At 61.7% G+C, this 20,678-nt stretch carries 26 protein-coding genes and 1 tRNA gene; 17 read left to right on the plus strand and 10 right to left on the minus strand.

Annotated features, from left to right (window positions below; genetic code table 11):
• The first annotated feature begins 25 nt into the window (after positions 1–25).
• From rplF to rplQ, 11 genes are all read left to right on the plus strand, one after another.
• Positions 26–559, plus strand: a complete 534-nt coding sequence (gene rplF, locus USDA257_RS16570; protein WP_014764108.1) for a 50S ribosomal protein L6 — start codon at positions 26–28, stop codon at positions 557–559.
• A gap of 12 nt (positions 560–571) precedes the next feature.
• A complete protein-coding gene (gene rplR / locus USDA257_RS16575) occupies positions 572–934 on the plus strand; it encodes a 50S ribosomal protein L18 (RefSeq protein WP_014764109.1) in 363 nt (120 codons plus the stop codon).
• A gap of 126 nt (positions 935–1,060) precedes the next feature.
• Complete coding sequence (gene rpsE, locus USDA257_RS16580; RefSeq protein WP_014328072.1) at positions 1,061–1,630, plus strand: 30S ribosomal protein S5; 570 nt, start codon at positions 1,061–1,063, stop codon at positions 1,628–1,630.
• Positions 1,631–1,642: 12 nt separating this feature from the next.
• Entirely contained in the window at positions 1,643–1,846 is a 204-nt protein-coding gene (gene rpmD / locus USDA257_RS16585; RefSeq protein WP_014764110.1) for a 50S ribosomal protein L30, read from the plus strand.
• Between the two features lie 13 nt (positions 1,847–1,859).
• Positions 1,860–2,333, plus strand: coding sequence for a 50S ribosomal protein L15 (rplO, locus tag USDA257_RS16590; RefSeq protein WP_014764111.1), 474 nt, complete (start codon positions 1,860–1,862; stop codon positions 2,331–2,333).
• A 236-nt stretch (positions 2,334–2,569) separates the two neighbouring features.
• The gene (gene secY / locus USDA257_RS16595; RefSeq protein ID WP_014764112.1) at positions 2,570–3,910 is read left to right on the plus strand and encodes a preprotein translocase subunit SecY; all 1,341 of its coding nucleotides are present in this window, start codon (positions 2,570–2,572) and stop codon (positions 3,908–3,910) included.
• Entirely contained in the window at positions 3,907–4,485 is a 579-nt protein-coding gene (locus USDA257_RS16600; protein ID WP_014764113.1) for an adenylate kinase, read from the plus strand. Before secY ends, USDA257_RS16600 begins: the two co-directional genes overlap by 4 nt.
• Before the next feature lie 232 nt (positions 4,486–4,717).
• Positions 4,718–5,086 carry a 30S ribosomal protein S13 gene (rpsM, locus tag USDA257_RS16605; RefSeq protein WP_014764114.1) on the plus strand — a complete coding sequence of 123 codons (369 nt, stop codon included), beginning with the start codon at positions 4,718–4,720 and terminating at the stop codon, positions 5,084–5,086.
• Positions 5,087–5,315: 229 nt separating this feature from the next.
• Positions 5,316–5,705 carry a 30S ribosomal protein S11 gene (gene rpsK, locus USDA257_RS16610; RefSeq protein WP_003536496.1) on the plus strand — a complete coding sequence of 130 codons (390 nt, stop codon included), beginning with the start codon at positions 5,316–5,318 and terminating at the stop codon, positions 5,703–5,705.
• Between the two features lie 103 nt (positions 5,706–5,808).
• Positions 5,809–6,819, plus strand: a complete 1,011-nt coding sequence (locus tag USDA257_RS16615) for a DNA-directed RNA polymerase subunit alpha (protein WP_041414305.1) — start codon at positions 5,809–5,811, stop codon at positions 6,817–6,819.
• A 44-nt stretch (positions 6,820–6,863) separates the two neighbouring features.
• Positions 6,864–7,289 (plus strand): 50S ribosomal protein L17, encoded by a 426-nt coding sequence (gene rplQ / locus USDA257_RS16620; protein WP_014764116.1) that lies wholly within the window; start codon positions 6,864–6,866, stop codon positions 7,287–7,289.
• Between the two features lie 42 nt (positions 7,290–7,331).
• On the opposite strand, the gene msrQ is transcribed toward rplQ, so the two are convergent.
• Positions 7,332–7,994 (minus strand): protein-methionine-sulfoxide reductase heme-binding subunit MsrQ, encoded by a 663-nt coding sequence (msrQ, locus tag USDA257_RS16625; protein WP_014764117.1) that lies wholly within the window; start codon positions 7,992–7,994, stop codon positions 7,332–7,334.
• Positions 7,995–7,996: 2 nt separating this feature from the next.
• On the minus strand, positions 7,997–8,935 hold the full coding sequence (gene msrP, locus USDA257_RS16630; protein ID WP_014764118.1) for a protein-methionine-sulfoxide reductase catalytic subunit MsrP: 939 nt from the start codon (positions 8,933–8,935) through the stop codon (positions 7,997–7,999).
• A 275-nt stretch (positions 8,936–9,210) separates the two neighbouring features.
• Here msrP and USDA257_RS16635 point away from each other — a divergent pair, with 275 nt between their 5' ends.
• The 3 genes from USDA257_RS16635 to sugE all read left to right on the plus strand — a co-directional run bounded on the left by USDA257_RS16635 (position 9,211) and on the right by sugE (position 12,388).
• Complete coding sequence (locus USDA257_RS16635; protein ID WP_014764119.1) at positions 9,211–10,608, plus strand: DegQ family serine endoprotease; 1,398 nt, start codon at positions 9,211–9,213, stop codon at positions 10,606–10,608.
• Positions 10,605–11,915: a replication-associated recombination protein A gene (locus tag USDA257_RS16640; RefSeq protein ID WP_041414307.1), complete on the plus strand. Its 1,311-nt coding sequence runs from the start codon at positions 10,605–10,607 to the stop codon at positions 11,913–11,915. Before USDA257_RS16635 ends, USDA257_RS16640 begins: the two co-directional genes overlap by 4 nt.
• 158 nt (positions 11,916–12,073) lie before the next feature.
• Complete coding sequence (sugE, locus tag USDA257_RS16645; RefSeq protein ID WP_014764121.1) at positions 12,074–12,388, plus strand: quaternary ammonium compound efflux SMR transporter SugE; 315 nt, start codon at positions 12,074–12,076, stop codon at positions 12,386–12,388.
• A gap of 61 nt (positions 12,389–12,449) precedes the next feature.
• Here the strand turns inward: sugE and USDA257_RS16650 are convergent, their stop codons facing one another.
• The 3 genes from USDA257_RS16650 to USDA257_RS16660 are packed head-to-tail and all read right to left on the minus strand — an operon-like array spanning position 12,450 to position 14,885.
• Entirely contained in the window at positions 12,450–13,235 is a 786-nt protein-coding gene (locus USDA257_RS16650) for an ATP12 family chaperone protein (RefSeq protein WP_014764122.1), read from the minus strand.
• The gene (locus tag USDA257_RS16655) at positions 13,228–13,893 is read right to left on the minus strand and encodes an HAD-IA family hydrolase (protein WP_014764123.1); all 666 of its coding nucleotides are present in this window, start codon (positions 13,891–13,893) and stop codon (positions 13,228–13,230) included. The genes USDA257_RS16650 and USDA257_RS16655 overlap by 8 nt, the downstream gene beginning before the upstream one ends.
• Positions 13,893–14,885 carry an RluA family pseudouridine synthase gene (locus tag USDA257_RS16660; protein WP_014764124.1) on the minus strand — a complete coding sequence of 331 codons (993 nt, stop codon included), beginning with the start codon at positions 14,883–14,885 and terminating at the stop codon, positions 13,893–13,895. The genes USDA257_RS16655 and USDA257_RS16660 overlap by 1 nt, the downstream gene beginning before the upstream one ends.
• 201 nt (positions 14,886–15,086) lie before the next feature.
• On the opposite strand from USDA257_RS16660, the gene USDA257_RS16665 reads away from it, so the two are divergent.
• Positions 15,087–15,398 (plus strand): DUF1883 domain-containing protein, encoded by a 312-nt coding sequence (locus tag USDA257_RS16665; protein WP_014764125.1) that lies wholly within the window; start codon positions 15,087–15,089, stop codon positions 15,396–15,398.
• A gap of 30 nt (positions 15,399–15,428) precedes the next feature.
• Here the strand turns inward: USDA257_RS16665 and fghA are convergent, their stop codons facing one another.
• From fghA to USDA257_RS16685, 4 genes are all read right to left on the minus strand, one after another.
• The gene (fghA, locus tag USDA257_RS16670) at positions 15,429–16,262 is read right to left on the minus strand and encodes an S-formylglutathione hydrolase (protein ID WP_014764126.1); all 834 of its coding nucleotides are present in this window, start codon (positions 16,260–16,262) and stop codon (positions 15,429–15,431) included.
• Positions 16,263–16,279: 17 nt separating this feature from the next.
• A complete protein-coding gene (locus USDA257_RS16675; protein WP_014764127.1) occupies positions 16,280–16,939 on the minus strand; it encodes a DUF1345 domain-containing protein in 660 nt (219 codons plus the stop codon).
• Between the two features lie 34 nt (positions 16,940–16,973).
• Positions 16,974–17,414 carry a YaiI/YqxD family protein gene (locus tag USDA257_RS16680; RefSeq protein WP_014764128.1) on the minus strand — a complete coding sequence of 147 codons (441 nt, stop codon included), beginning with the start codon at positions 17,412–17,414 and terminating at the stop codon, positions 16,974–16,976.
• 228 nt (positions 17,415–17,642) lie between these two features.
• Positions 17,643–18,038 carry a helix-turn-helix domain-containing protein gene (locus tag USDA257_RS16685; protein WP_014764129.1) on the minus strand — a complete coding sequence of 132 codons (396 nt, stop codon included), beginning with the start codon at positions 18,036–18,038 and terminating at the stop codon, positions 17,643–17,645.
• A gap of 285 nt (positions 18,039–18,323) precedes the next feature.
• On the opposite strand from USDA257_RS16685, the gene USDA257_RS16690 reads away from it, so the two are divergent.
• Positions 18,324–19,211, plus strand: a complete 888-nt coding sequence (locus tag USDA257_RS16690) for a DMT family transporter (protein ID WP_048657490.1) — start codon at positions 18,324–18,326, stop codon at positions 19,209–19,211.
• A gap of 11 nt (positions 19,212–19,222) precedes the next feature.
• Here the strand turns inward: USDA257_RS16690 and lipB are convergent, their stop codons facing one another.
• On the minus strand, positions 19,223–19,948 hold the full coding sequence (lipB, locus tag USDA257_RS16695; RefSeq protein ID WP_041414308.1) for a lipoyl(octanoyl) transferase LipB: 726 nt from the start codon (positions 19,946–19,948) through the stop codon (positions 19,223–19,225).
• Positions 19,949–20,143: 195 nt separating this feature from the next.
• Here lipB and USDA257_RS16700 point away from each other — a divergent pair.
• A tRNA-Leu gene (locus USDA257_RS16700) sits at positions 20,144–20,228 on the plus strand.
• The last annotated feature ends 450 nt before the right edge of the window (positions 20,229–20,678 follow it).

The following is a 20,678-nucleotide window of genomic DNA, read 5'->3' on the forward strand; positions in this document are numbered from 1 at the left end:
CCATGGCGAACAGACAGGTATAAAAATGTCTCGTATCGGTAAGAAACCCGTTCAGGTTCCGGCAGGCGTCACGGCAAGCGTTGATGGCCAGAAGGTAACGGCGAAGGGTCCGAAGGGCGAACTGTTCTTCGTCGCAAATGACGAAGTTTCGGTGAAGCTCGAAAACAATGCGGTTGTCGTTCAGCCGCTCAATGAAACCAAGGATGCTCGCGCCAAGTGGGGCATGTCCCGCACCATGGTCGAGAACATCTTCAAGGGCGTCAAGGACGGCTACGAGCGCAAGCTCGAGATCAACGGCGTCGGCTACCGCGCTTCCATGCAGGGCAAGAACCTGCAGCTGGCGCTCGGTTTCAGCCATGACGTCGTCTACCAGACGCCGGAAGGCATCACGATCGCTGTGCCGAAGCCGACGGAAATCGTCGTTTCGGGCATCAACAAACAGCAGGTCGGCCAGGTTGCCGCGGAAATCCGCGAATACCGCGGCCCCGAGCCCTACAAGGGCAAGGGCGTCAAGTATGCCGGAGAGCGGATTGTCCGCAAAGAAGGCAAGAAGAAGTAAGGATCACGCGAAATGGCTAGCAGGAAAGATACTCTTGTGCGTCGCGCCAGCCGCGTGCGCCGTCAAATCAAGGCGGTCGCCAATGGCCGCCCGCGCCTGTCGGTTCATCGCTCGTCGAAGAACATCTATGCGCAGATCATCGATGACGTTGCCGGCAAGACGATCGCCGCTGCCTCGACCCTCGAGGCGGATCTCAAGACTGCGCTGAAGACCGGCGCCGACACGGCAGCAGCCGCTGCCGTCGGCAAGCTCCTCGCCGAGCGCGCTTCCAAGGCAGGCGTCAAGGACGTCGTCTTCGATCGCGGCGCCTTCATCTACCACGGCCGCGTCAAGGCGCTGGCCGAGGCGGCCCGCGAAGGCGGCCTGAACTTCTAAGGTTCACCGCCCGGGCAGAGATGTCCGGGCGAATGCCGCCTCGCATTCCCTCGGTCGCTTCGGCTTGTACGAGGCGACTTTCGTCAATCTGCCGATTGCACCCGGAAAAGAAAAAGGAAGAGGACAATGGCACAAGAAAGAAGAGGTTCTCGCGAAGATCGCCAGAACCGCGAAGAGCGCGACAGCGAATTTGTCGATAAGCTCGTCGCAATCAACCGCGTCGCCAAGGTGGTGAAGGGCGGTCGTCGTTTCGGTTTCGCCGCTCTCGTCGTCGTCGGCGACCAGAAGGGCCGCGTTGGCTTCGGCCATGGCAAGGCTCGCGAAGTGCCTGAAGCCATCCGCAAGGCAACGGAAGCCGCCAAGCGCGACCTGATCTTCGTGCCGCTGCGCGGCGGTCGCACGCTGCATCACGACGTCAATGGCCGTCACGGCGCCGGCAAGGTGCTGCTGCGCTCGGCCAAGGCCGGTACCGGTATCATCGCCGGCGGTCCGATGCGCGCCGTCTTTGAAACGCTCGGTGTGCACGACGTCGTCGCCAAGTCGACCGGTTCGTCGAACCCCTACAACATGGTTCGCGCAACCTTCGACGCGCTCAAGAACCAGATGCACCCGAAGGACATCGCGGCACAGCGCGGCATGAAGTACGCCACGCTCCAGTCCCGTCGCGTTGCCGCCGGCGCTGCTTCCGAAGAATAAGGGAGCTGACAGATGGCTAAGAAAGAAGTTGCCAAGAAGACGGTTACCGTCGAGCAGATTGGTAGCCCCATCCGCCGTCCGACCGTGCAGCGTCAGACGCTTGTCGGTCTGGGCCTTAACAAGATGCACCGGGTTCGCACGCTGGAAGACACTCCGGCCGTCCGCGGCATGATCCGGGCCGTCCAGCACCTCGTTCGCGTCGTCGACGAGAAGTGAGGGGGATCGAGATATGAAACTGAATGAAATCAAGGACAACGAAGGCGCGACGAAGAACCGCAAGCGTCTCGGCCGTGGTATCGGCTCCGGCTCCGGCAAGACCGGCGGTCGCGGCGTGAAGGGCCAGAAGGCTCGTTCGGGCGTCGCGATCAACGGCTTCGAAGGCGGCCAGATGCCCATCTACCGCCGTCTGCCGAAGCGTGGCTTCAACAACATCTTCGCTTCGGAGTTCGTTGTCGTCTCCCTCGGCCGCATCCAGACTGCCGTCGACGCCAAGAAGCTTGATGCTTCGAAGACCATTGATGCGGCCGCCCTCAAGGCTGCCGGCGTCATCCGTCGCGAGAAGGACGGCGTCCGCATCCTCGCCGACGGCGAGCTGAAGGCCAAGGTTTCGCTCGAAGTGGCGGGTGCTTCCAAGCCGGCCGTCGAGAAGATCGAAAAGGCCGGCGGCTCGATAAAGCTGCTCGCAGCCGCCGCTGCCGAATAATATGACTGATGAACCGCCCGGGGTGCTTCACGCCGGGCGGTTTTGCTCCCATATGTGAGCCTCACGTCCGAGGGCGGCGAATCACTTGCCGCGACGGGACACAACGGAAACCACGGTGAGGCATCCGATTGCAGCGACAATCGTCTCGCGCCCGGTTTTCAACGATGAAGACTTTCTCATTCCGGAACTGACCGGGTTTTCCCGCTGATTCCGAGACTTGGTACGCGGAGAATTGCATGGCTTCTGCAGCGGAACAGCTCGCCTCGAACCTGAATTTCTCGACTTTCGCCAAAGCGGAAGATCTGAAGAAAAGGCTCTGGTTCACCCTCGGTGCGCTTCTGGTTTACCGTCTTGGCACCTATATCCCGCTGCCCGGCCTCAATCCGGAAGCGTTTGCGCAAGCCTTCCAGGGGCAGAGCGGCGGCATTCTCGGCCTCTTCAACATGTTTTCGGGCGGTGCGGTTGAGCGCATGGCGATCTTCGCGCTCGGCATCATGCCCTATATCTCTGCCTCGATCATCGTGCAGCTGATGACCTCGGTCGTCCCGGCGCTCGAGCAGCTGAAGAAGGAAGGCGAGCAGGGCCGCAAGGTGATCAACCAGTATACCCGCTACGGCACGGTTCTTCTGGGGGCACTGCAGGCCTACGGCATCGCGGTCGGCCTTGAAAGCGGCAGCGGTCTCGTCAACGATCCGGGTTGGTTCTTCCGTATTTCCACCGTCATTTCGCTGCTCGGCGGTACGATGTTCCTGATGTGGCTTGGCGAGCAGATCACCTCGCGCGGCATCGGCAACGGTATCTCGCTGATCATTTTCGCCGGCATCGTCGCGGCTCTGCCGGGTGCGCTGGCAGGTACGTTGGAACTCGGCCGCACCGGCGCTCTGTCGACGCCGCTCATCCTTGCCATCATCGTGATGGTGGTTGCGGTCATCGCCCTGATCGTCTTCGTCGAGCGCGCCCAGCGCCGCCTGCTGATCCAGTATCCGAAGCGCCAGGTCGGCAACCGCATGTTCCAGGGCGATACGTCGCACCTGCCGCTGAAGCTCAACACGTCCGGTGTGATCCCGGCGATCTTCGCTTCGTCGCTGCTCTTGCTGCCCGCGACGCTTGCCGGTTTCGCCAATGCTGCGACGCTGCCGGGCTGGGCGACCACCATCGTCGGGGCTCTCGCCCATGGCCAGCCGCTGTATATGCTGTTTTATGGCGGGATGATCGCCTTCTTCGCCTTCTTCTACACGGCGATTGTCTTCAATCCGAAGGATACGGCCGACAATCTGAAGAAGCATGGCGGCTTCATTCCGGGGATTCGCCCGGGCGAGCGCACGGCCGAGTATATCGACTACGTGCTGACACGCATCACTGTTATCGGTGCGATTTACCTAATCTTCGTCTGCATCTTGCCTGAAATCCTCATTTCGCAGACCGGCGTGCCGTTCTACCTTGGTGGTACGTCGCTTTTGATTGTTGTCAGCGTCACCCTTGATACGGTAGCACAGATCCAGGGTCACCTCATTGCCCAGCAGTATGAGGGGCTGATCAAGAAGTCGAAGCTGCGCGGAGGAAAGAGGGGACGATGAGACTTATTTTTTTGGGGCCGCCGGGCGCTGGCAAGGGTACGCAGGCCAAGCTTCTGACGGAGAAATACGGCATCCCGCAGCTTTCCACAGGGGACATGCTCCGGGCCGCCGTTGCCCAGGCGACCGAGGTCGGCAAGCGCGCCAAAGCGGTGATGGATGCCGGCCAGCTGGTTTCCGATGAGATCGTCAATGAAATCGTCTCCGACCGCATCGACGTGCCGGATTGCGCGAAAGGCTTCATTCTCGACGGCTATCCGCGCACGGTGCCGCAGGCGATCGCGCTCGATCGCATGCTCCAGGCCAAGGGTTTGAAGCTGGATGCGGTCATCGAGTTGAAGGTCGACGAGGTGGCCCTTGTCCGGCGCATGGAGAATCGCGTAGCGGAGACCGTCGCCTCCGGCGGCACGGTTCGCTCCGACGACAATCCCGAGGCCTTCAAGCGACGCTTGACGGAGTACAGGGAAAAGACTGCGCCGCTTTCGGAGCACTATGCCCGCACCGGTCAGTTGAAGACCGTCGACGGGATGGCGGATGTGGAAGCGGTCACCGCCGAGATCGACAAGATTCTGGCATAGGCTTTCGTCTTTGCCAAAATGGAAGCGCCGGGGAGTTGACTTTTCCGGGTGATTCCTCCAAAGACAGCGTCAACTCGCGACATGAGAAGCGATCGGCGCGGTCTTCAAAAGAAAGAAGTCCGGGTGCGGTCGTTTTTGACATGTCTCGAACCTCAATCAACGTGCGGCTCTTCAAAGTCGCGTAACGAAGCACCTATTGCCGGATGGCAACTGGAACGCAAGGAGAATAGACGTGGCACGTATCGCTGGCGTCAACATCCCGACGGCAAAGCGCGTCGTCATCGCGCTGACCTACATTCACGGGATCGGCACGAAATTTGCTCAGGAAATCGTCGCGAAGGTCGGTATTCCGACTGACCGTCGCGTGCACCAGCTGACGGACGCCGAAGTCCTTCAGATCCGTGAGACGATCGACCGCGACTATCAGGTCGAGGGTGACCTGCGTCGCGAAACGTCGATGAATATCAAGCGCCTGATGGACCTCGGTTGCTACCGTGGTCTGCGTCATCGTCGCGGTCTGCCGGTGCGCGGCCAGCGTACGCACACCAATGCCCGCACCCGCAAGGGTCCGGCAAAGGCGATTGCCGGCAAGAAGAAGTAATTTCCCGAATAGGGAAAGCGGGAGGCTGGCGTCCGCGCCGGCCTCCTTTTTGCAGTTTGGGAAGGGCGAGTGCCCGACCTGTGCAGGACCGCTCGCGGTTCAGCAAATAATAGCGGGGCCGGCGTAACGGCTTCGTGAAAATCTAAGATGCAGGGCAGGGGACGACCAATCCTTTTCCCGGTGGAGCCGCTGGAATTACGGCGGTGCAGAGATCTAAGAAAGGGATCCTATGGCCAAGGAAGCCACCCGCGTTCGCCGTCGCGAGCGCAAGAACATCACGTCTGGCGTCGCGCACGTCAATTCGTCGTTCAACAACACGATGATCACCATCACCGACGCGCAGGGCAATGCAATTGCCTGGTCGTCCGCCGGTGCGAAGGGCTTCAAGGGTTCGCGCAAGTCGACCCCGTTCGCCGCTCAGATCGCCGCCGAAGACTGCGCCAAGAAGGCTCAGGAACACGGCATGAAGTCGCTGGAAGTGGAAGTTTGCGGACCGGGCTCCGGCCGCGAATCTGCCCTTCGCGCGCTGCAAGCCGCGGGCTTCATGATCACGTCGATCCGCGACGTGACGCCGATCCCGCACAACGGCTGCCGCCCGCGCAAGAAGCGCCGCGTCTGATCATTGGTATTCAAGATTCCGGTGAGGGCGCGGGCGCGTTCTCCCGGACTTCGGGGCTCGGTTGCCACGATTGGATGGTGGCAACGAACGGAAGGCAGAAAACATGATCCAGAAAAATTGGCAGGAATTGATCAAGCCGAACAAGGTGGATTTCACCTCCTCGGGCCGCACCAGGGCAACGCTGGTGGCGGAACCGCTTGAGCGCGGCTTCGGTCTGACCCTCGGCAACGCGCTTCGTCGCGTGCTTCTGTCGTCGCTGCGCGGTGCTGCCGTCACCGCAGTGCAGATCGACGGCGTGCTGCACGAGTTCTCCTCGATCCCGGGCGTCCGGGAAGACGTGACGGACATCGTGCTCAACATCAAGGAAATCGCCATCAAGATGGATGGCGACGATTCCAAGCGCATGGTCGTGCGCAAGCAGGGTCCGGGCGTCGTTACGGCCGGCGATATCCAGACGGTTGGCGATATCGAGATCCTCAACCCGAACCATGTGATCTGCACCCTCGACGAGGGCGCGGAAATTCGCATGGAGTTCACCGTCAACAACGGCAAGGGCTACGTGCCGGCCGAGCGTAACCGCTCGGAAGATGCGCCGATCGGTCTCATTCCGGTCGATAGCCTTTATTCGCCGGTCAAGAAGGTGTCCTACAAGGTTGAGAACACGCGCGAAGGCCAGGTTCTCGACTATGACAAGCTGACGATGTCCATCGAGACCGATGGCTCCGTCACCGGCGAAGACGCGATCGCGTTTGCCGCCCGCATTCTTCAGGACCAGCTGTCGGTCTTCGTCAATTTCGACGAGCCGCAGAAGGAAACAGAGGAAGAGGCAGTCACCGAGCTCGCCTTCAACCCGGCGCTTCTCAAGAAGGTCGACGAACTGGAACTCTCGGTCCGTTCGGCCAACTGCCTGAAGAACGACAACATCGTCTATATCGGCGACCTTATTCAGAAGACCGAAGCGGAAATGCTCCGGACGCCGAACTTTGGTCGCAAGTCGCTCAACGAGATCAAGGAAGTTCTCGCTTCCATGGGCCTGCACCTCGGCATGGAAGTGCCGTCCTGGCCGCCGGAGAACATCGAAGATCTCGCCAAGCGATACGAAGACCAATACTAACCATTAGACTGCGGGCGGATGCCTGCAAGTAAAGGAGAATAGCCATGCGCCACGGTAAAGCCGGCCGCAAGCTGAATAGAACCGCAAGCCATCGCAAGGCGATGTTTGCCAACATGGCAGCTTCGCTGATCGAACACGAGCAGATCGTCACGACCCTGCCGAAGGCCAAGGAAATCCGTCCGATCGTCGAGAAGCTCGTCACGCTCGGCAAGCGCGGCGACCTGCACGCTCGCCGCCAGGCGATTTCGCAGATCCGCGACGTTGCTGTCGTCTCGAAGCTGTTCGACGCAATCGCATCGCGCTACGCCACCCGCAACGGCGGCTACCTGCGCATCATGAAGGCGGGCTTCCGCCAGGGCGACAATGCGCCGCTCGCCGTCATCGAATTCGTTGATCGCGATGTCGATGCCAAGGGCGCGAAGGATCGCGCTCGCGCCGCTGCGGAAGCGGAAGCCGTCGAAGCAGCCTGATCAGAGGCAGCTTCCAATCGATTTGAAGCGGTCGGGTGAGTTTCACCCGGCCGCTTTTTGCGTTGCGGGACGGGATCGCACCACGGCGGTCCGCTGCCGCTTCCAGCGCAGGAAGGGCGTCCGGACTGCGCGCCAGGCAAGCAGCAGTGCGACAAGGACGATGTAGAGCATCTGCTCCGGTCCGACGACCTTGACGGCCATGGTGAAATGCAACGCACCGGCTGCCGCGATCACATAGGCGAGCCGGTGCAGCTTGTTCCACCGCTGACCAAGCTTGCGGATCGACCAATTGTTCGAGGTAAGCGCCAACGGGATCAGCATGACGAGCGCCGCCATGCCGATGGTTATGAAGGGCCGGCGGGCAATGTCGGCGAGGATCGCCGGGACGCGCAGCATCTGGTCCAAGAGCATGTAAGAAAGGAAGTGCATCAGCACATAATAGAAGGCGAGCAGGCCCAGGGCGCGACGGTACCTCAGCCAATTCAGGCCGAAGAGGTCGCGAAGCGGCGTTATCGTCAGCGTCGCCACAAGAAAGCGCAACGCCCATAGGCCTAGCAGATGTTCGAATTCCTTGACTGCATTGCCCGGCAATTGGCCGGTTGCGCCGAGATAGAACGCCCAAACTGCGGGTATGAAGCCGAGCGCGTAGAGCGCCCAGACCGAGGCACCGTGAAAACGTTTCGGTAAGGCGGGAACGAGGGCCATGATCAGAAGTTTGCCCTGAGGTCCATGCCGGCATAGAGTCCAGCAACGTCGTCGGCGTAGCCGTTGAAGGGAAGTGTGTCGCGACGGTTGGAGCCAAAGAACCCGTCTCCGCCGATGCGGTTTTCCGTTGCCTGGCTCCAGCGCGGGTGATCGACCGCCGGGTTCACATTGGCATAGAAGCCGTATTCATCCGGGGCGGCGAGGTTCCAGGTGCAGGGCGGCGCGGTGTCGGTCAGCGAGATGCGCACGATCGACTTGATCCCCTTGAAACCGTATTTCCACGGGACGACCAGCCGGATAGGGGCGCCGTTCTGGTTGGGCAACGTCTTGCCGTAGAGGCCGACGGAAAGGATCGTCAGGGGATGGCGTGCTTCGTCGAGCCGCAAGCCCTCGCGGTAGGGCCAAGGCAGCGGCTGGAAATAGCCGGATTGGCCGGGCATTTCCTCGGGCCGCACCACGGTTTCGAACGCGACATACTTGGCGCTGCCGAGCGGTTCGACCTTGTCGAGGAGGCTGGCCAGCGGAAAACCGATCCAGGGGATCACCATCGACCAGGCCTCGACGCAGCGCATCCGGTAGGTTCGCTCTTCGAGCGGGAAGGCAAGGAGCTCCTCGAGGCCGAATTCCCGCGGCTTGCCGACGAGGCCGTCGACCTTCACTGCCCAAGGCGTCGGCTTGAAGCCTTCCGAATTGGCGGCCGGGTCGCCCTTTCCCGTGCCAAACTCGTAGAAATTATTGTAGGTCGTGACGTCCTTCTCTGGCGTCGGGGTCTCGTCGACCTTGTAGGGGCTAGCGGAGGGCTTGAGCGTGGCCGCGTGAGCCGCGCTTGCCCCGCCGAGAACGAGGCCACCTGCGGCGGCGAGAAAGCTGCGTCGATCGAGAAAGAGACGCTCCGGCGTGATTTCGGATGCGGAAATCTGTGGTGGGCGGTAGGCGGGCATAGCGCTTCCTCGACAGGGATTGAAAGCTGATTTCAGCCAAGATGAACAGAGATTCGATCACTGGGAAAGATGGAAGGGACCACGTTTTCGTGTGCGGCGCGTGAGCGGAGCCAGATTCCCAATGCAGCAGCCACCGCGCCTTCACGAATAGACGCAAAAGCCTGAAAATGCGTAAGAAACCCCAGCGCCTTTCATTGCGTAGCGGCGGCCTCGCGTTTGCCTTTTTTCTTGGGAAATCCTATCTGAACTAGCGGTAACGAAAGGGAGAATGCTTCATGATGTTTGGCTGTCGAGCCCTGCCGGCTCTTGTTCTTGCAATTGTCCTGTCGGCACCGGCCGTAGCGCAGGACGTCAAGACCGTCCCCCAATCCCACACGGAAATGCAGCTCTCCTTCGCGCCGCTGGTGAAACAGACGGCGAATGCCGTGGTGAATGTCTATGCCGAGCGGGCCGTCGAGCGGCGTTCGGTCTTTGCCGGCGATCCTTTCTTCGAGGAATTCTTCGGCCAGCGCATGCCGAACCGCACGGAAAAGCAGTCGTCACTCGGTTCGGGCGTGATCGTGCGCCGGGACGGCATCGTCGTTACCAACAATCACGTCATCGAGGGCGCAGACGACATCAAGGTGGCGCTCGCCGACGGGCGTGAGTACCCGTGCAAGATCGTCCTCAAGGACGATCGGCTCGATCTCGCGGTGCTCAAGATCGAAGCAGACGGTCCGTTCGATATCATCCCGATCGGTGATTCCGACGCGGTGGAAGTCGGCGATCTGGTACTGGCGATGGGCAACCCCTTCGGCGTCGGCCAGACTGTAACGAGCGGCATCGTATCTGCACTTGCCCGCAATCAGATCTCAAACGGCGATTTTGGCTTCTTCATCCAGACCGATGCGGCGATCAATCCGGGCAATTCCGGCGGCGGCCTGATCAACATGAAGGGTGAACTGATCGGCATCAACACCGCGATCTTCTCGCGCGGCGGTGGCTCGAACGGCGTCGGCTTCGCGATTCCGGCAAATCTGGTCAAGGTGTTCGTGGGATCGGCGGAGGGCGGTGGTGGCTCCTTCATCCGGCCCTTCGTCGGCGCAACCTTCGAGCCGGTCACCTCCGACGTAGCGGAAGCCCTCGGCCTCGATCGTGCCCGCGGCGCTCTGGTGGCGGCCGTCCAGCCAGGCGGACCGGCGGCAAATGCCGGCATCAAGCCCGGGCAGGTGGTCACGGCCGTCAACGGGATATCTGTGGAGCACCCGGATGCCCTCGGCTACCGTTTGACGACCGTTGGCATCGGTCATGAAGCGCGAGTGACCGTTACCGAACACGGTGAGGCACGCGACATCATCCTGAAGCTTGAGCAGGCGCCGGAAACCGCACCGCGTGACGAGCGACTGATCGAAGGAAGGAATCCCTTTGCCGGCGCTGTCGTCGCCAATCTTTCGCCGCGCCTCGCAGATGAGCTGCGTATGCCGACATCGCTGCAGGGCGTCGTCGTCACCGAGGTCAATCGCGGCTCGCCGGCGGCGCGCATTGGCCTTGGACCGAAAGATATCGTACGCTCTGTCAATGGAACGCCGATCGACAACTCGAAAACGCTGGAAAGCGCAGTCGCTGAAGATGCCTCGTTCTGGCGCGTCGAGATCGAGCGCGACGGCCAGCTTATCCGACAGTTCTTCCGATGAGCGACCTGTTTTCCACCAGTGAACCACCGGAAATGGCCTCGGCCAGGCCGCTTGCCGATCGGCTGCGGCCGCGGACGCTCGCCGAAGTGACTGGGCAGGAACACCTGACCGGTGCGGATGGCGCCCTGACGCGGATGATCGCCGCGGGCTCGCTCGGCTCGATGATCTTCTGGGGGCCGCCGGGCACCGGCAAGACCACCGTCGCCCGGCTGCTTTCCGGGGAGGGCGGTCTCGCCTTCGAACAGATCTCGGCGATCTTTTCCGGCGTCGCCGACCTCAAGAAGGTTTTCGAATCCGCCCGTGCCCGGCGCATGTCGGGTCGGCAGACATTGCTCTTCGTCGACGAGATTCACCGTTTCAACCGCGCCCAGCAGGACAGTTTCCTGCCGGTCATGGAAGACGGGACGGTCATCCTGGTCGGCGCCACCACCGAGAATCCGTCTTTCGAGCTCAATGCGGCGCTCCTTTCGCGGGCGCGAGTGTTGACATTCAAGCCGCATGACGAGGAGAGCCTTGAAGAGCTCCTGAAGCGCGCCGAACAGACCGAGGGCAAGCCGTTGCCGCTCGACGTGGACGCCCGTGCCAGCCTGATCCGCATGGCGGATGGCGACGGCCGGGCGGTGCTGACGCTCGCCGAAGAGGTCTGGCGGGCGGCGCGCAAGGACGAGATTTTCGACACTGAAGCGCTGCGCGAAATCGTCCAGCGCCGTGCGCCGGTCTACGACAAGAGCCAGGACGGCCACTACAATCTGATTTCGGCGCTTCACAAGTCGGTTCGCGGATCCGATCCGGATGCGGCGCTCTACTATCTTTGCCGCATGCTCGATGCCGGCGAGGATCCCTTGTATCTCGGCAGGCGGCTGGTGCGCATGGCCGTCGAGGATATCGGCCTTGCCGATCCGCAGGCGCTGGTGATCTGCAACGCCGCCAAGGACGCCTATGACTATCTCGGTTCGCCGGAAGGGGAACTGGCATTGGCGCAAGCCTGCGTCTATCTCGCCACCGCGCCAAAATCGAACGCCCTCTATACCGCCTATAAAGGGGCAATGCGCGCTGCCAAGGAAAACGGCTCGCTGCTGCCGCCGAAGCATATTCTCAACGCCCCGACCAAGCTCATGAAGGGCGAGGGCTACAGCGAGGGATATCGCTACGACCACGACGAACCGGATGCCTTTTCCGGCCAGGACTACTTTCCGGAGAAGATGGGCCGGAAAACCTTCTACGATCCTCCGGAGCGCGGCTTCGAGCGGGACATCCGCAAGCGGCTCGAGTGGTGGGCCAAACTCCGGCGCGAGCGGAATTCGTGACGAGCCGTGCCGGGGGGCGCAGGGCAGCTTTGCCGACCAGCCACTTGCTGCCCACGCCGCCTTATGGCACAGACCGTAATGCAGACGGCTGCACGGCTCGATCCTGATCGACCCGAACATCCGCGGGGACGGCCTCGCTCCAGATGAAGGAGCCTGAAATGGCCTGGTTCATTCTGATTCTGGCCGGAATTCTCGAAATTGGCTGGGCAATCGGCCTCAAATACACCGACGGATTTACGCGGCTGACGCCGACCGTGCTCACGGTCGGCTCGATGATCCTGAGCATTGGCTTGCTTGGAATTGCCGTTCGTTCACTGCCTCTCGGCACGGCCTATGCCATCTGGACCGGCATCGGCACGATCGGCACCGTCGTGCTTGGCATCATCCTCTTCGCCGAGCCGCTGACGGCTGTGCGCCTCGGCTGCATCGGCCTGATCATCGCCGGTATCGCCGGCCTCAAGCTTGCGGCCTGACCCAAGCTCTGCCTAACCGATAGTAAGGCGCCTGCCGCAACGGCAGGCGCCTTTTTCGACGCTACCGCAGCGAGTCGAGTACCGCGCTGGCCGCACGCATTTCCTGCCAGCGGTTCTCGCGCCGTCGGAAGGCCTCCTCATCGGTGCCCCAATGTTCGATTTGCCAGTCCTCGTCGACATGGGCGGCCGCCCAGGCTTCTTCCGTCGAGAGTCGGCCCATGGCAAAGGCGAGCGCAAGCAGTGCCGATCCGGTCAAGGTGGTGATCGTGTGCAGGCAGGCGAGGCCGAGCGGTGTTGCAAAGGCGCGCAAGCCCTCCGCATAGGCGGAAATCGCCTCGCGCGGCTGTTCCTGGTGAATGACCCCCTCGACAAGGATGAAGCGGGCGCCAAGCGATTGGGCGGCCCAATCGAGGATGGGATTCCAGATGGCGTTCTGCCGTTCCACCAGCCCGGCCGGGCTGTCGGCGCGATAGCAGAGAAGGTCGGTGCCGGCGAACTTTAGGATGTCGTCAAAAACCGCGCGCTGGTCGAGAGCGACACCGTCGATGGCCGTGTTGACGATGCGGGTCAGCGGCATGGCCGAAGGGTCGATGATATCGGCCTGTGCGTCCCACTCGGCGGCCAACAGCTCGGCGAGCTTGAGCGTCGGCACGGTGAACGACCGCCTTGCGGGCGTGCGAACCGACCGTCCGTCGAGTAGCACCGCGTACCCGTCGCCCTCGGCCTGGGCGACGCCGACACCCTTGTAGAAGCGCTTTGCCAGCGGCTTCTGCATCTGAATCTGGGCGCGGCGCACCGGATCTTCGTGGCTAAGTGCACCGCTCAAGTCGTCGCGAATATCAGGCATGGTTCAATCCCATCCATTCGATGATGTCTGCCGGCACTCGGGCGATGTGGTCGGCGCCGGCCTCGATCAGTTCCGGAACGCTGGCATAACCCCAGGAAACGCCGAGGGCGCCGGCCCCGGCTGCCTTCGCCATCTGCATATCGTAGATCGCGTCGCCGATGACAATCGTGTCTTTCGGATCGACGCCCGCCTCGATGCAGCACTCCATCACCATCGCCGGATTCGGCTTCGACGGGCAATCGTCTGCGGTCCGCGACACGAAGAACAGCTTGTCGAAGCCGTGCGTCGCGGCGATGTGGCGGAGGCCCTGCCTCGACTTCCCGGTTACCGCCCCGATCAACAGTTCGTCCCGGGCGGCCAGGGCCTGCACCATCTCGGCAATGCCCGGAAACAGCGCCTCCTGAAAGACCTGTTCGCTGCGCACCGAGCCAAAGATGGCCTTGTAATGTGTCGTCATCGCGGTGGCGCGCGGGTCGACGTGAAGCTGGCCCAGCAACCGGGCGATGGCGATGTCGAGCGTCAGCCCGATGATCGCCCTCGTCGCCAGCGCCTCCGGCCGGGGGAGATCGAAAGCCTCGAAGGTGCGGCTCATCACCTCATGGATGAGACCGGCACTGTCGACCAGCGTTCCGTCACAATCGAAGAGCACCAGTTTCATCAATCGTCCTCGCCGGCGGCGTTCTCGTCGAGGCCGAGCAGATTCCAGCTCTGCACCATATGCGGCGGCAGGGGTGCGGTAATCTTGAGGCGGCCGCCATTCGGATGCGGAATATCGATGGAGCGGGCGTGCAGGTGCAGCCGGTTCTGCATGCCGCCGGGAAAGGTCCAGTTGACGTCCGCATCGAAATATTTCGGGTCGCCGATAATCGGATGGCCGATATGGGCGGCGTGGACGCGGAGCTGGTGGGTGCGGCCGGTATAAGGTTCCATTTCCAGCCAGGAGAGGTTCTGGCCGGCCTGCTCGATGATCCGATAATAGGAAATCGCGTGGTCGGCCCCGTCGTCGCCGTGCTTGGCGATCCGCATCCGGTCGCCGTCCGGCGTCTGCTCCTTGACGAGCCAGGTGGAGACACGGTCCTCGCGCTTGCGCGGGACGCCCTTGACCAGCGACCAATAGATTTTCCTCGTGTCGCGTTCTCGAAAGGCGGCGGTCAATTGCTGTGCCGCGCCGCGCGTCCGGGCGATAACGAGTACGCCGGACGTATCACGGTCCAGCCGATGGACGAGGCGTGGCTTTTCGCCCTTCTGGCTCGTCCATGCTTCGAGCATCTTGTCGATGTGCCGGTTGACGCCCGAGCCACCCTGCACGGCGAGGCCCGCCGGCTTGTTGAGGACGATGACCTTGGCATCCTCGTGCAGTACCATGCGCGACAGAAGGTCTCCATCGGAGGAATGGCGCAAGTCCCGTCCGCCGATCGGGCCCGACTTGGTCTCCTTAGCGTCGACGCCAAGCGGCGGCACGCGGATCGTCTGACCGGGTTGGATACGCGTATCGGATTTCACCCGTGCGCCATCGACGCGGATCTGGCCGGAGCGCAACAGCTTCTGCAGCGGGCCGAAGCCCAAGCCGGGATAATGCACCTTGAACCAGCGGTCGAGGCGCATGCCCGCTTCGTCACCGTCCACCTGCCTGTGTTCTATGCCTGCCATCTGCCGCGATCCGCTTCCAGTTTTTCAAGAGGTGGCTTTAGACCATTGCGGCCATCAGGGCCAGTCCGGCGAAGGCCGTGGGATCAAAAGAACGACGGCGCAGAGGAGGCCGTCGCACCGCCTGTATGAACCACAACACCATTCGTTAAGCGCCCGCCGCTACTGTCGTGAGCGGTGTCTTATAAGGTCCGGTCGACGGCGATGGCGAAGCAAGCATTGAACTACACGCATTACGATCTGAACGCCCAGAGGGCCGGCACGCGGATCGAGATCACCCTGTCGGCCGTCGCCAATGTTCGCCTGATGACCGATGTCAATTTCGCGCGCTACAGGGAAACCCTGAAGCATCAATTCCTTGGCGGCGTGGCGCGGAAGTCGCCGCTACGCATGACGATCCCGGAGACCGCGCACTGGCATCTCGTGATCGACACCGAAGGCCATCACGGCCTGGCGGATTCGAGCGTCCGCGTGATCGAGTCTGCCGGCCAGCCGCGATTCCAGCCGGCATCCTGACGGGCCGACCTTCGGCCAGCGACGTGCGCCTCAGCCGAGCCTCTCGGCGTGCCATCTCAGGTGATCATCCATAAAGGTCGAGATGAAATAATAGGAATGGTCGTAGCGCTCGTGCATGCGAAGCGTGAGGCCGATCCGGGTGCCCTTTACCGCCTCTTCGAAGAGCCACGGTCTGAGACCGTTGTCGAGGAAGCCATCCGCCTTGCCCTGATCGATCAGGAATTCCGGGAAGCGCGCCCCGTCCTCGACGAGCGCGCAGGCGTCGTACTGCCGCCAGGCGGCTTTATCAGCGCCGAGATATTTCTCGAAGGCGCCGACGGACCAGTCGGCACTCGACGGCGCGACGATCGGGGCAAAGGCCGAGCAGCTCTTGAAGCGCTCGGGGTTCTTGAGCGCGATGGTCATCGCGCCATGGCCGCCCATCGAATGGCCGAAGATACCCTGCCGGTCCATGTCGACGCGGAAATGCTCGCGGATAATAGCCGGCAGTTCTTCGGTGATGTAGCTGTACATCCGATAGTGCTCGGCCCAGGGCTCTTCCGTGGCATCGAGGTAGAAGCCGGCGCCCTTGCCCATCTGCCAGTTGGTCAGCTCGTCCGCCACGTCCGGCCCGCGCGGGCTCGTATCCGGGCAGACGACGATCAGCCCGAGCTCCGAAGCCATGCGGCGATACTCGCCCTTTTCCATGACATTGGCGTGGGTGCAGGTGAGGCCGGAGAGATACCAGAGCACCGGGCGCGGTTCGTGGGTCGCCTGCGGCGGCACATAGACGGCGAAGGTCATTTCGCCCTTGCAGGCAATTGAGTCGTGGGCGAAGACGCCCTGCATGCCGCCGAAGGCGGTGTTCTGCGAGACGATTTTCATCGAATGCTCCCTGGAAATTACGGAGTGCCGCCGGCAAGCTGGACCGCGGCGTTGACCGCAGCTGCAACAAGCACCGTGTTGAAGAAGAACGAAACGACCGCATGCATCAGGTTGATGCGTCGCATCGCCGTCGTGGTGATGGCGACGTCGGAGGTCTGCGCGGTCATGCCGATCACGAAGGCGAAATAGAGGAAGTCGTAGCCGCCGGGCGCGTCCGTCTGCGGAAAGGCAAGTCCCCGCGAAGCGGGATCGCTGCCGTCGGCGCGACGGTTTGCGAGCCAGTAAAGATGCGCATAGTGGAGCGCCGCCATAGTATGAACGGTTGCCCATCCAAGTGTGACCGAGGCGAAGGCAAGGATCAGTTCAACCGCGCCGCCGTCGCCGGTGCGATTGAGCGCGACGAACATCGCTGCCAGCGAGATTGCTGCAGCCGAAAGCGTCACAAGAAAGATGATCGGTTCCGGCTCGCCGGTGTCGCGCGCATTTGCCTCGAGATACCCTCCGGTCAGCTTGGGCAGCCGGAAGGCCGTTATCGTCAGATAAATGCAGAAGAAGACGATGGCGGCGACCTCGATCGTCTGATCGCGAAACAATGCATGCCCCACCGGCGCACTGAGAAGGGCACCGGCAAGCGCCAGGTAGAATGGCCAATGTCTCAGGCGCGTCTTTGATTTCATTCGCCGCTCACGCTTATCGGCGCCGTTCCGCGCGTTACCTTTTGACCTGACGGCAGAGCCGGTCAAGCGTTTCGAGAAAAGCGGAGCGGTCCCGCGCCGTAAAGGAGGCGTTGTAGCCCTTGCTTTCGCCCGTCTCCCGCAAATGCGCCCCGAGGTCGCGCATCGCAGAAGCCAGCCCGATATTCGCCTTGTCGAAGACGCGGCCGGTGGGGCCGGTGACGAGCGCGCCCGCGGCGACGCAGCGCCCGGCAAGCGGCACGTCGGCGGTGACGACGATATCGCCTTCACCCGCGTGCTCGGCGATCCAATTGTCCGCAGCGTCGAAGCCCGCCGATACGATGACATTGTGCACCATCGGGTCACGCGAGGGCCGTAGGCCCGAATTGGCAACGAAGGTGACTTCGAAGCCGCGGCGCTCGGCCACCTTGAGGATTTCCGCCTTCACCGGGCAGGCATCGGCATCGACATAGATCATCGGCAATCAACTTCTGAACAAAACGGAAAAGCGCCGGAAACCGCTCCGACGCCTCGATACTTTCGTTGCGACCTCAGTAGACAACGACCGAGCGGATGCTTTCGCCGGAATGCATCAGGCGGCACGTACGTCCATTTTTCTTCTCCCTCGAAAATCGCAACTGTCGGCAATCGCACTGCAATCGTCAATACAACGACAGGCGACGCGCGTAATCTGAAAATGCATGACTTATCGGATATTTTCCTCGATCCGCTCCAGCTCGCTCTCAAGCGCAGCGATCGCTTCCCCGGTTTGTTCGTGGAGCCTTTTGACGAGCTCGAGTTGCTCGCGAAGTGAGGCATGCGAATGGAACGGCCTGTCGTCGGGGGCGCGGCCGATTCCGGCAATCAGCCAGGCTGGCGTGACACCAAGCACGCTGGCGAGCATGAAGAGGCGGTTTGTGCGAGGCTCGGCGCGGTCGCGTTCCCAGGCGGATATGGTCTCGCTGCGCACGCCGACCCTGCTTGCCAGTTCCTTGATCGAAAGCTTTGCCGCGTCGCGCGCTCTCCAGATACGGCCGCCCAGCGTGTCGCCATCTCCTGTTTGGCGCAGGCGCGCGATCACGGTTTCGGTGGATAAGCGCATGGCTCGCTCTCCTCTTCACCTACATTTTCGACGGCCCGCACGGTGTCGGAGTGCCTTGCGGAGCAAAGGTGAGCCGAGCTTATAGGCATTTCTTCTCAGGCGGAGCACTCCGAAGCGTCATAAACACAGCCAAATGCGGCTCGCTCCCTTCGTTCACCATTGTGCTCAGCTCGGCGTTGAAACCGGGGTGAAACGGGCTAGGTTCAGGATCGAAGTTCAGCATTGGAAATGGAATTGCCCGTGAACGGATACGCACGAGCGGCCACTGCCCCGCGCAGCGCAGTGATGCAGGGTGTGACGATTATGCTGTTTGCCATGATCATCCTGCCCTGCATGGATGCCATTGCGAAATACATGGCGGTCCACGAGGGCATGTCGCCTGGGCAGGTGACCTTCTACCGCTTCTTCTTTCAGCTCGTCTCGATCGTTCCGCTGCTGCTGACGGCCGGCGGATTACAGGCGATTTATCCGAAGCGGCTATGGCCGAACCTGCTGCGCGGCGTGCTGCTTGCTGGGGCCGCCCTGTTGTTCTTCGTTTCCGTGAAATACATGCCGCTTGCCGACGCATTCGCGATCTATTTCGTCGAGCCCTTCATCCTGACCTGCCTGTCGGCATTGATCTTGCGAGAGAAAGTCGGCTGGCGCCGGTGGACTGCTATTGCCGTTGGATTCGGCGGCGCGATGATCGTCATCCAGCCGAGCTTCGCGGTCTTCGGTTTGACGGCACTGCTGCCGATGGCCTGCGCCTTCCTGTTCGCCTGCTATCTTTTCCTCAATCGCGCCGTCGGCAGCGCCGATTCGCCGCTCGCCATGCAGACTGTTGCCGGAATTGGCGGCACGCTCTTCATGGTGGTCGTCATCGCAATCGGCAACGGATTCGGCGCGGTCGATTTCGAGCCTTCGCTGCCGCAATCGATTCTAGGCTGGATACTCGTGATCGCCCTGGGCGCGATTTCGGGCTACGGCCATCTCCTCGTCGTGAAGGCCTTCCGCCTTGCGCCGCTGTCGCTACTGGCGCCCTTCCACTATTTCGAGATCGTTTCCGCCACGGCCCTCGGCTATCTTGTGTTCGGCGATTTTCCGACGCCCTCCAGATGGCTCGGCATCGCGGTCATTGTCGGCTCCGGGCTGTTCATCATCTGGCGCGAGAGAGAAAAGCGAGACGCCGACTAAGCCGGTTCCGCTTATTCCCACCCGTTGTCGGTGCGCGTCGGACCGAAAACCATCTCGAACGCTTCCCTGATCCGGATATCCACGTCGGACATCATCACCGGCAGGCCCAGGTCGACAAGGCTGGTCACGCCATAGGCCCGAATGCCGCAGGGCACGATGCCGCCGAAATGATCGAGATCCGGATCGACGTTCAGCGAGAAACCATGGAAGCTGACCCATCTGCGCAGCCGGATGCCGATAGCGGCGATCTTGTCTTCGGCCATTGATCCGTCGATGAGCGGCGGCTTTTCCGGACGGCGCACCCAGACGCCAACGCGGTCCTCGCGGCGCTCGCCCTTGATGTTCATCGAACCGAGTGTTGCAATGACGACACTTTCAAGCGCCGCGACGAAACCGCGAACGTCCTGGCGGCGGCGCTTCAAGTCGAGCATCACATAAACGACCCGCTGTCCCGGGCCGTGATAGGTGTACTCGCCGCCGCGACCAGTCGCAAACACGGGAAAGCGTCCGGGCATCACCAGGTCGGTTTCATTCGCACTCGTCCCGGCCGTGTAGAGGGGGGGATGCTCGACCAGCCAGACCAATTCGTCGGCGGTGCCGTCCGCAATGGAGGCCGCCTCCCGCTCCATTGTCTCGACCGCCTCTGGATAATCGACGAGGGTAGGGGCGATGCGCCAGCGCACCGGCGGCGATTCCGGCGGCGCAAACATAGTTTGGCTGAGAGTCTCACGCTGCATAGGAAGCCTGCATTGACGATTTTTCCGGCCTGTACATGGGGCCGCGCGCAGCAAGAGTCCAGCGTTTCCAGAGCTTCGCGGAGAGGCCATGGAAATAGTTCCATTTCGCGTCAAATTTCTGTCGTCATACCCTTGTGCACCCCGAATCCTTTTGCTACATGCAGCCCCGCCGACGCAATCGGCACCTACCACGATGCGGTCGTGGCGGAATTGGTAGACGCGCAGCGTTGAGGTCGCTGTGGGGCAACCCGTGGAAGTTCGAGTCTTCTCGACCGCACCATCAAAGATTAAAAAGGCCCCGTAACCTTCTGGTTGGACGGGGTTTTTATTTGCCAGACGTCGACGCGTGGACATCTCGATGAGCTCGGCCGCCAGGTTGCCGCAGCTCGCTCTCCTACATACGGGCGTCGTTTCTTTCCCGGAATTGTTAGAGAGTGCCCGACTAGGCTACTCACGATGTCACCGTCTCTACACAACATTGTTTACCGCTAAATTCGTGAAATCCTAAAAAAAAAGTCGGCGAATGGCCGGGTTTTGGTTATGCTCTTATTGTCATGACGGATTCGCGAGAAGCGCCGGCATGATGGGGTGACAGAGCGACGAGTCTTGCGCAATGGCGTTCTCAAGCATCTGATGAGGCGCCGATCGATCGGTCCCGAACTGATATGCGGATAGTCGTCGTGAGCTGCTGCTTCGGCATCCGTTTTCAGTGCCGGTTAAAAAGGAACTT

This window comes from Sinorhizobium fredii USDA 257, assembly GCF_000265205.3.
GTDB classification, from domain to species: Bacteria; Pseudomonadota; Alphaproteobacteria; order Rhizobiales; family Rhizobiaceae; genus Sinorhizobium; species Sinorhizobium fredii_B.

What these genes read in the sequence shown, in the direction of transcription:
- rplF (WP_014764108.1), top strand. Translation starts at nt 26, where the DNA reads ATGTCTCGTATCGGTAAGAAACCCGTTCAGGTTCCGGCAGGCGTCACG.
- rplR (WP_014764109.1), top strand. Translation starts at nt 572, where the DNA reads ATGGCTAGCAGGAAAGATACTCTTGTGCGTCGCGCCAGCCGCGTGCGC.
- rpsE (WP_014328072.1), top strand. Translation starts at nt 1,061, where the DNA reads ATGGCACAAGAAAGAAGAGGTTCTCGCGAAGATCGCCAGAACCGCGAA.
- rpmD (WP_014764110.1), top strand. Translation starts at nt 1,643, where the DNA reads ATGGCTAAGAAAGAAGTTGCCAAGAAGACGGTTACCGTCGAGCAGATT.
- rplO (WP_014764111.1), top strand. Translation starts at nt 1,860, where the DNA reads ATGAAACTGAATGAAATCAAGGACAACGAAGGCGCGACGAAGAACCGC.
- secY (WP_014764112.1), top strand. Translation starts at nt 2,570, where the DNA reads ATGGCTTCTGCAGCGGAACAGCTCGCCTCGAACCTGAATTTCTCGACT.
- USDA257_RS16600 (WP_014764113.1), top strand. Translation starts at nt 3,907, where the DNA reads ATGAGACTTATTTTTTTGGGGCCGCCGGGCGCTGGCAAGGGTACGCAG.
- rpsK (WP_003536496.1), top strand. Translation starts at nt 5,316, where the DNA reads ATGGCCAAGGAAGCCACCCGCGTTCGCCGTCGCGAGCGCAAGAACATC.
- USDA257_RS16615 (WP_041414305.1), top strand. Translation starts at nt 5,809, where the DNA reads ATGATCCAGAAAAATTGGCAGGAATTGATCAAGCCGAACAAGGTGGAT.
- rplQ (WP_014764116.1), top strand. Translation starts at nt 6,864, where the DNA reads ATGCGCCACGGTAAAGCCGGCCGCAAGCTGAATAGAACCGCAAGCCAT.
- msrQ (WP_014764117.1), bottom strand. Translation starts at nt 7,994, where the DNA reads ATGGCCCTCGTTCCCGCCTTACCGAAACGTTTTCACGGTGCCTCGGTC.
- msrP (WP_014764118.1), bottom strand. Translation starts at nt 8,935, where the DNA reads ATGCCCGCCTACCGCCCACCACAGATTTCCGCATCCGAAATCACGCCG.
- USDA257_RS16635 (WP_014764119.1), top strand. Translation starts at nt 9,211, where the DNA reads ATGATGTTTGGCTGTCGAGCCCTGCCGGCTCTTGTTCTTGCAATTGTC.
- USDA257_RS16640 (WP_041414307.1), top strand. Translation starts at nt 10,605, where the DNA reads ATGAGCGACCTGTTTTCCACCAGTGAACCACCGGAAATGGCCTCGGCC.
- sugE (WP_014764121.1), top strand. Translation starts at nt 12,074, where the DNA reads ATGGCCTGGTTCATTCTGATTCTGGCCGGAATTCTCGAAATTGGCTGG.
- USDA257_RS16650 (WP_014764122.1), bottom strand. Translation starts at nt 13,235, where the DNA reads ATGCCTGATATTCGCGACGACTTGAGCGGTGCACTTAGCCACGAAGAT.
- USDA257_RS16655 (WP_014764123.1), bottom strand. Translation starts at nt 13,893, where the DNA reads ATGAAACTGGTGCTCTTCGATTGTGACGGAACGCTGGTCGACAGTGCC.
- USDA257_RS16660 (WP_014764124.1), bottom strand. Translation starts at nt 14,885, where the DNA reads ATGGCAGGCATAGAACACAGGCAGGTGGACGGTGACGAAGCGGGCATG.
- USDA257_RS16665 (WP_014764125.1), top strand. Translation starts at nt 15,087, where the DNA reads ATGGCGAAGCAAGCATTGAACTACACGCATTACGATCTGAACGCCCAG.
- fghA (WP_014764126.1), bottom strand. Translation starts at nt 16,262, where the DNA reads ATGAAAATCGTCTCGCAGAACACCGCCTTCGGCGGCATGCAGGGCGTC.
- USDA257_RS16675 (WP_014764127.1), bottom strand. Translation starts at nt 16,939, where the DNA reads ATGAAATCAAAGACGCGCCTGAGACATTGGCCATTCTACCTGGCGCTT.
- USDA257_RS16680 (WP_014764128.1), bottom strand. Translation starts at nt 17,414, where the DNA reads ATGATCTATGTCGATGCCGATGCCTGCCCGGTGAAGGCGGAAATCCTC.
- USDA257_RS16685 (WP_014764129.1), bottom strand. Translation starts at nt 18,038, where the DNA reads ATGCGCTTATCCACCGAAACCGTGATCGCGCGCCTGCGCCAAACAGGA.
- USDA257_RS16690 (WP_048657490.1), top strand. Translation starts at nt 18,324, where the DNA reads ATGCAGGGTGTGACGATTATGCTGTTTGCCATGATCATCCTGCCCTGC.
- lipB (WP_041414308.1), bottom strand. Translation starts at nt 19,948, where the DNA reads ATGCAGCGTGAGACTCTCAGCCAAACTATGTTTGCGCCGCCGGAATCG.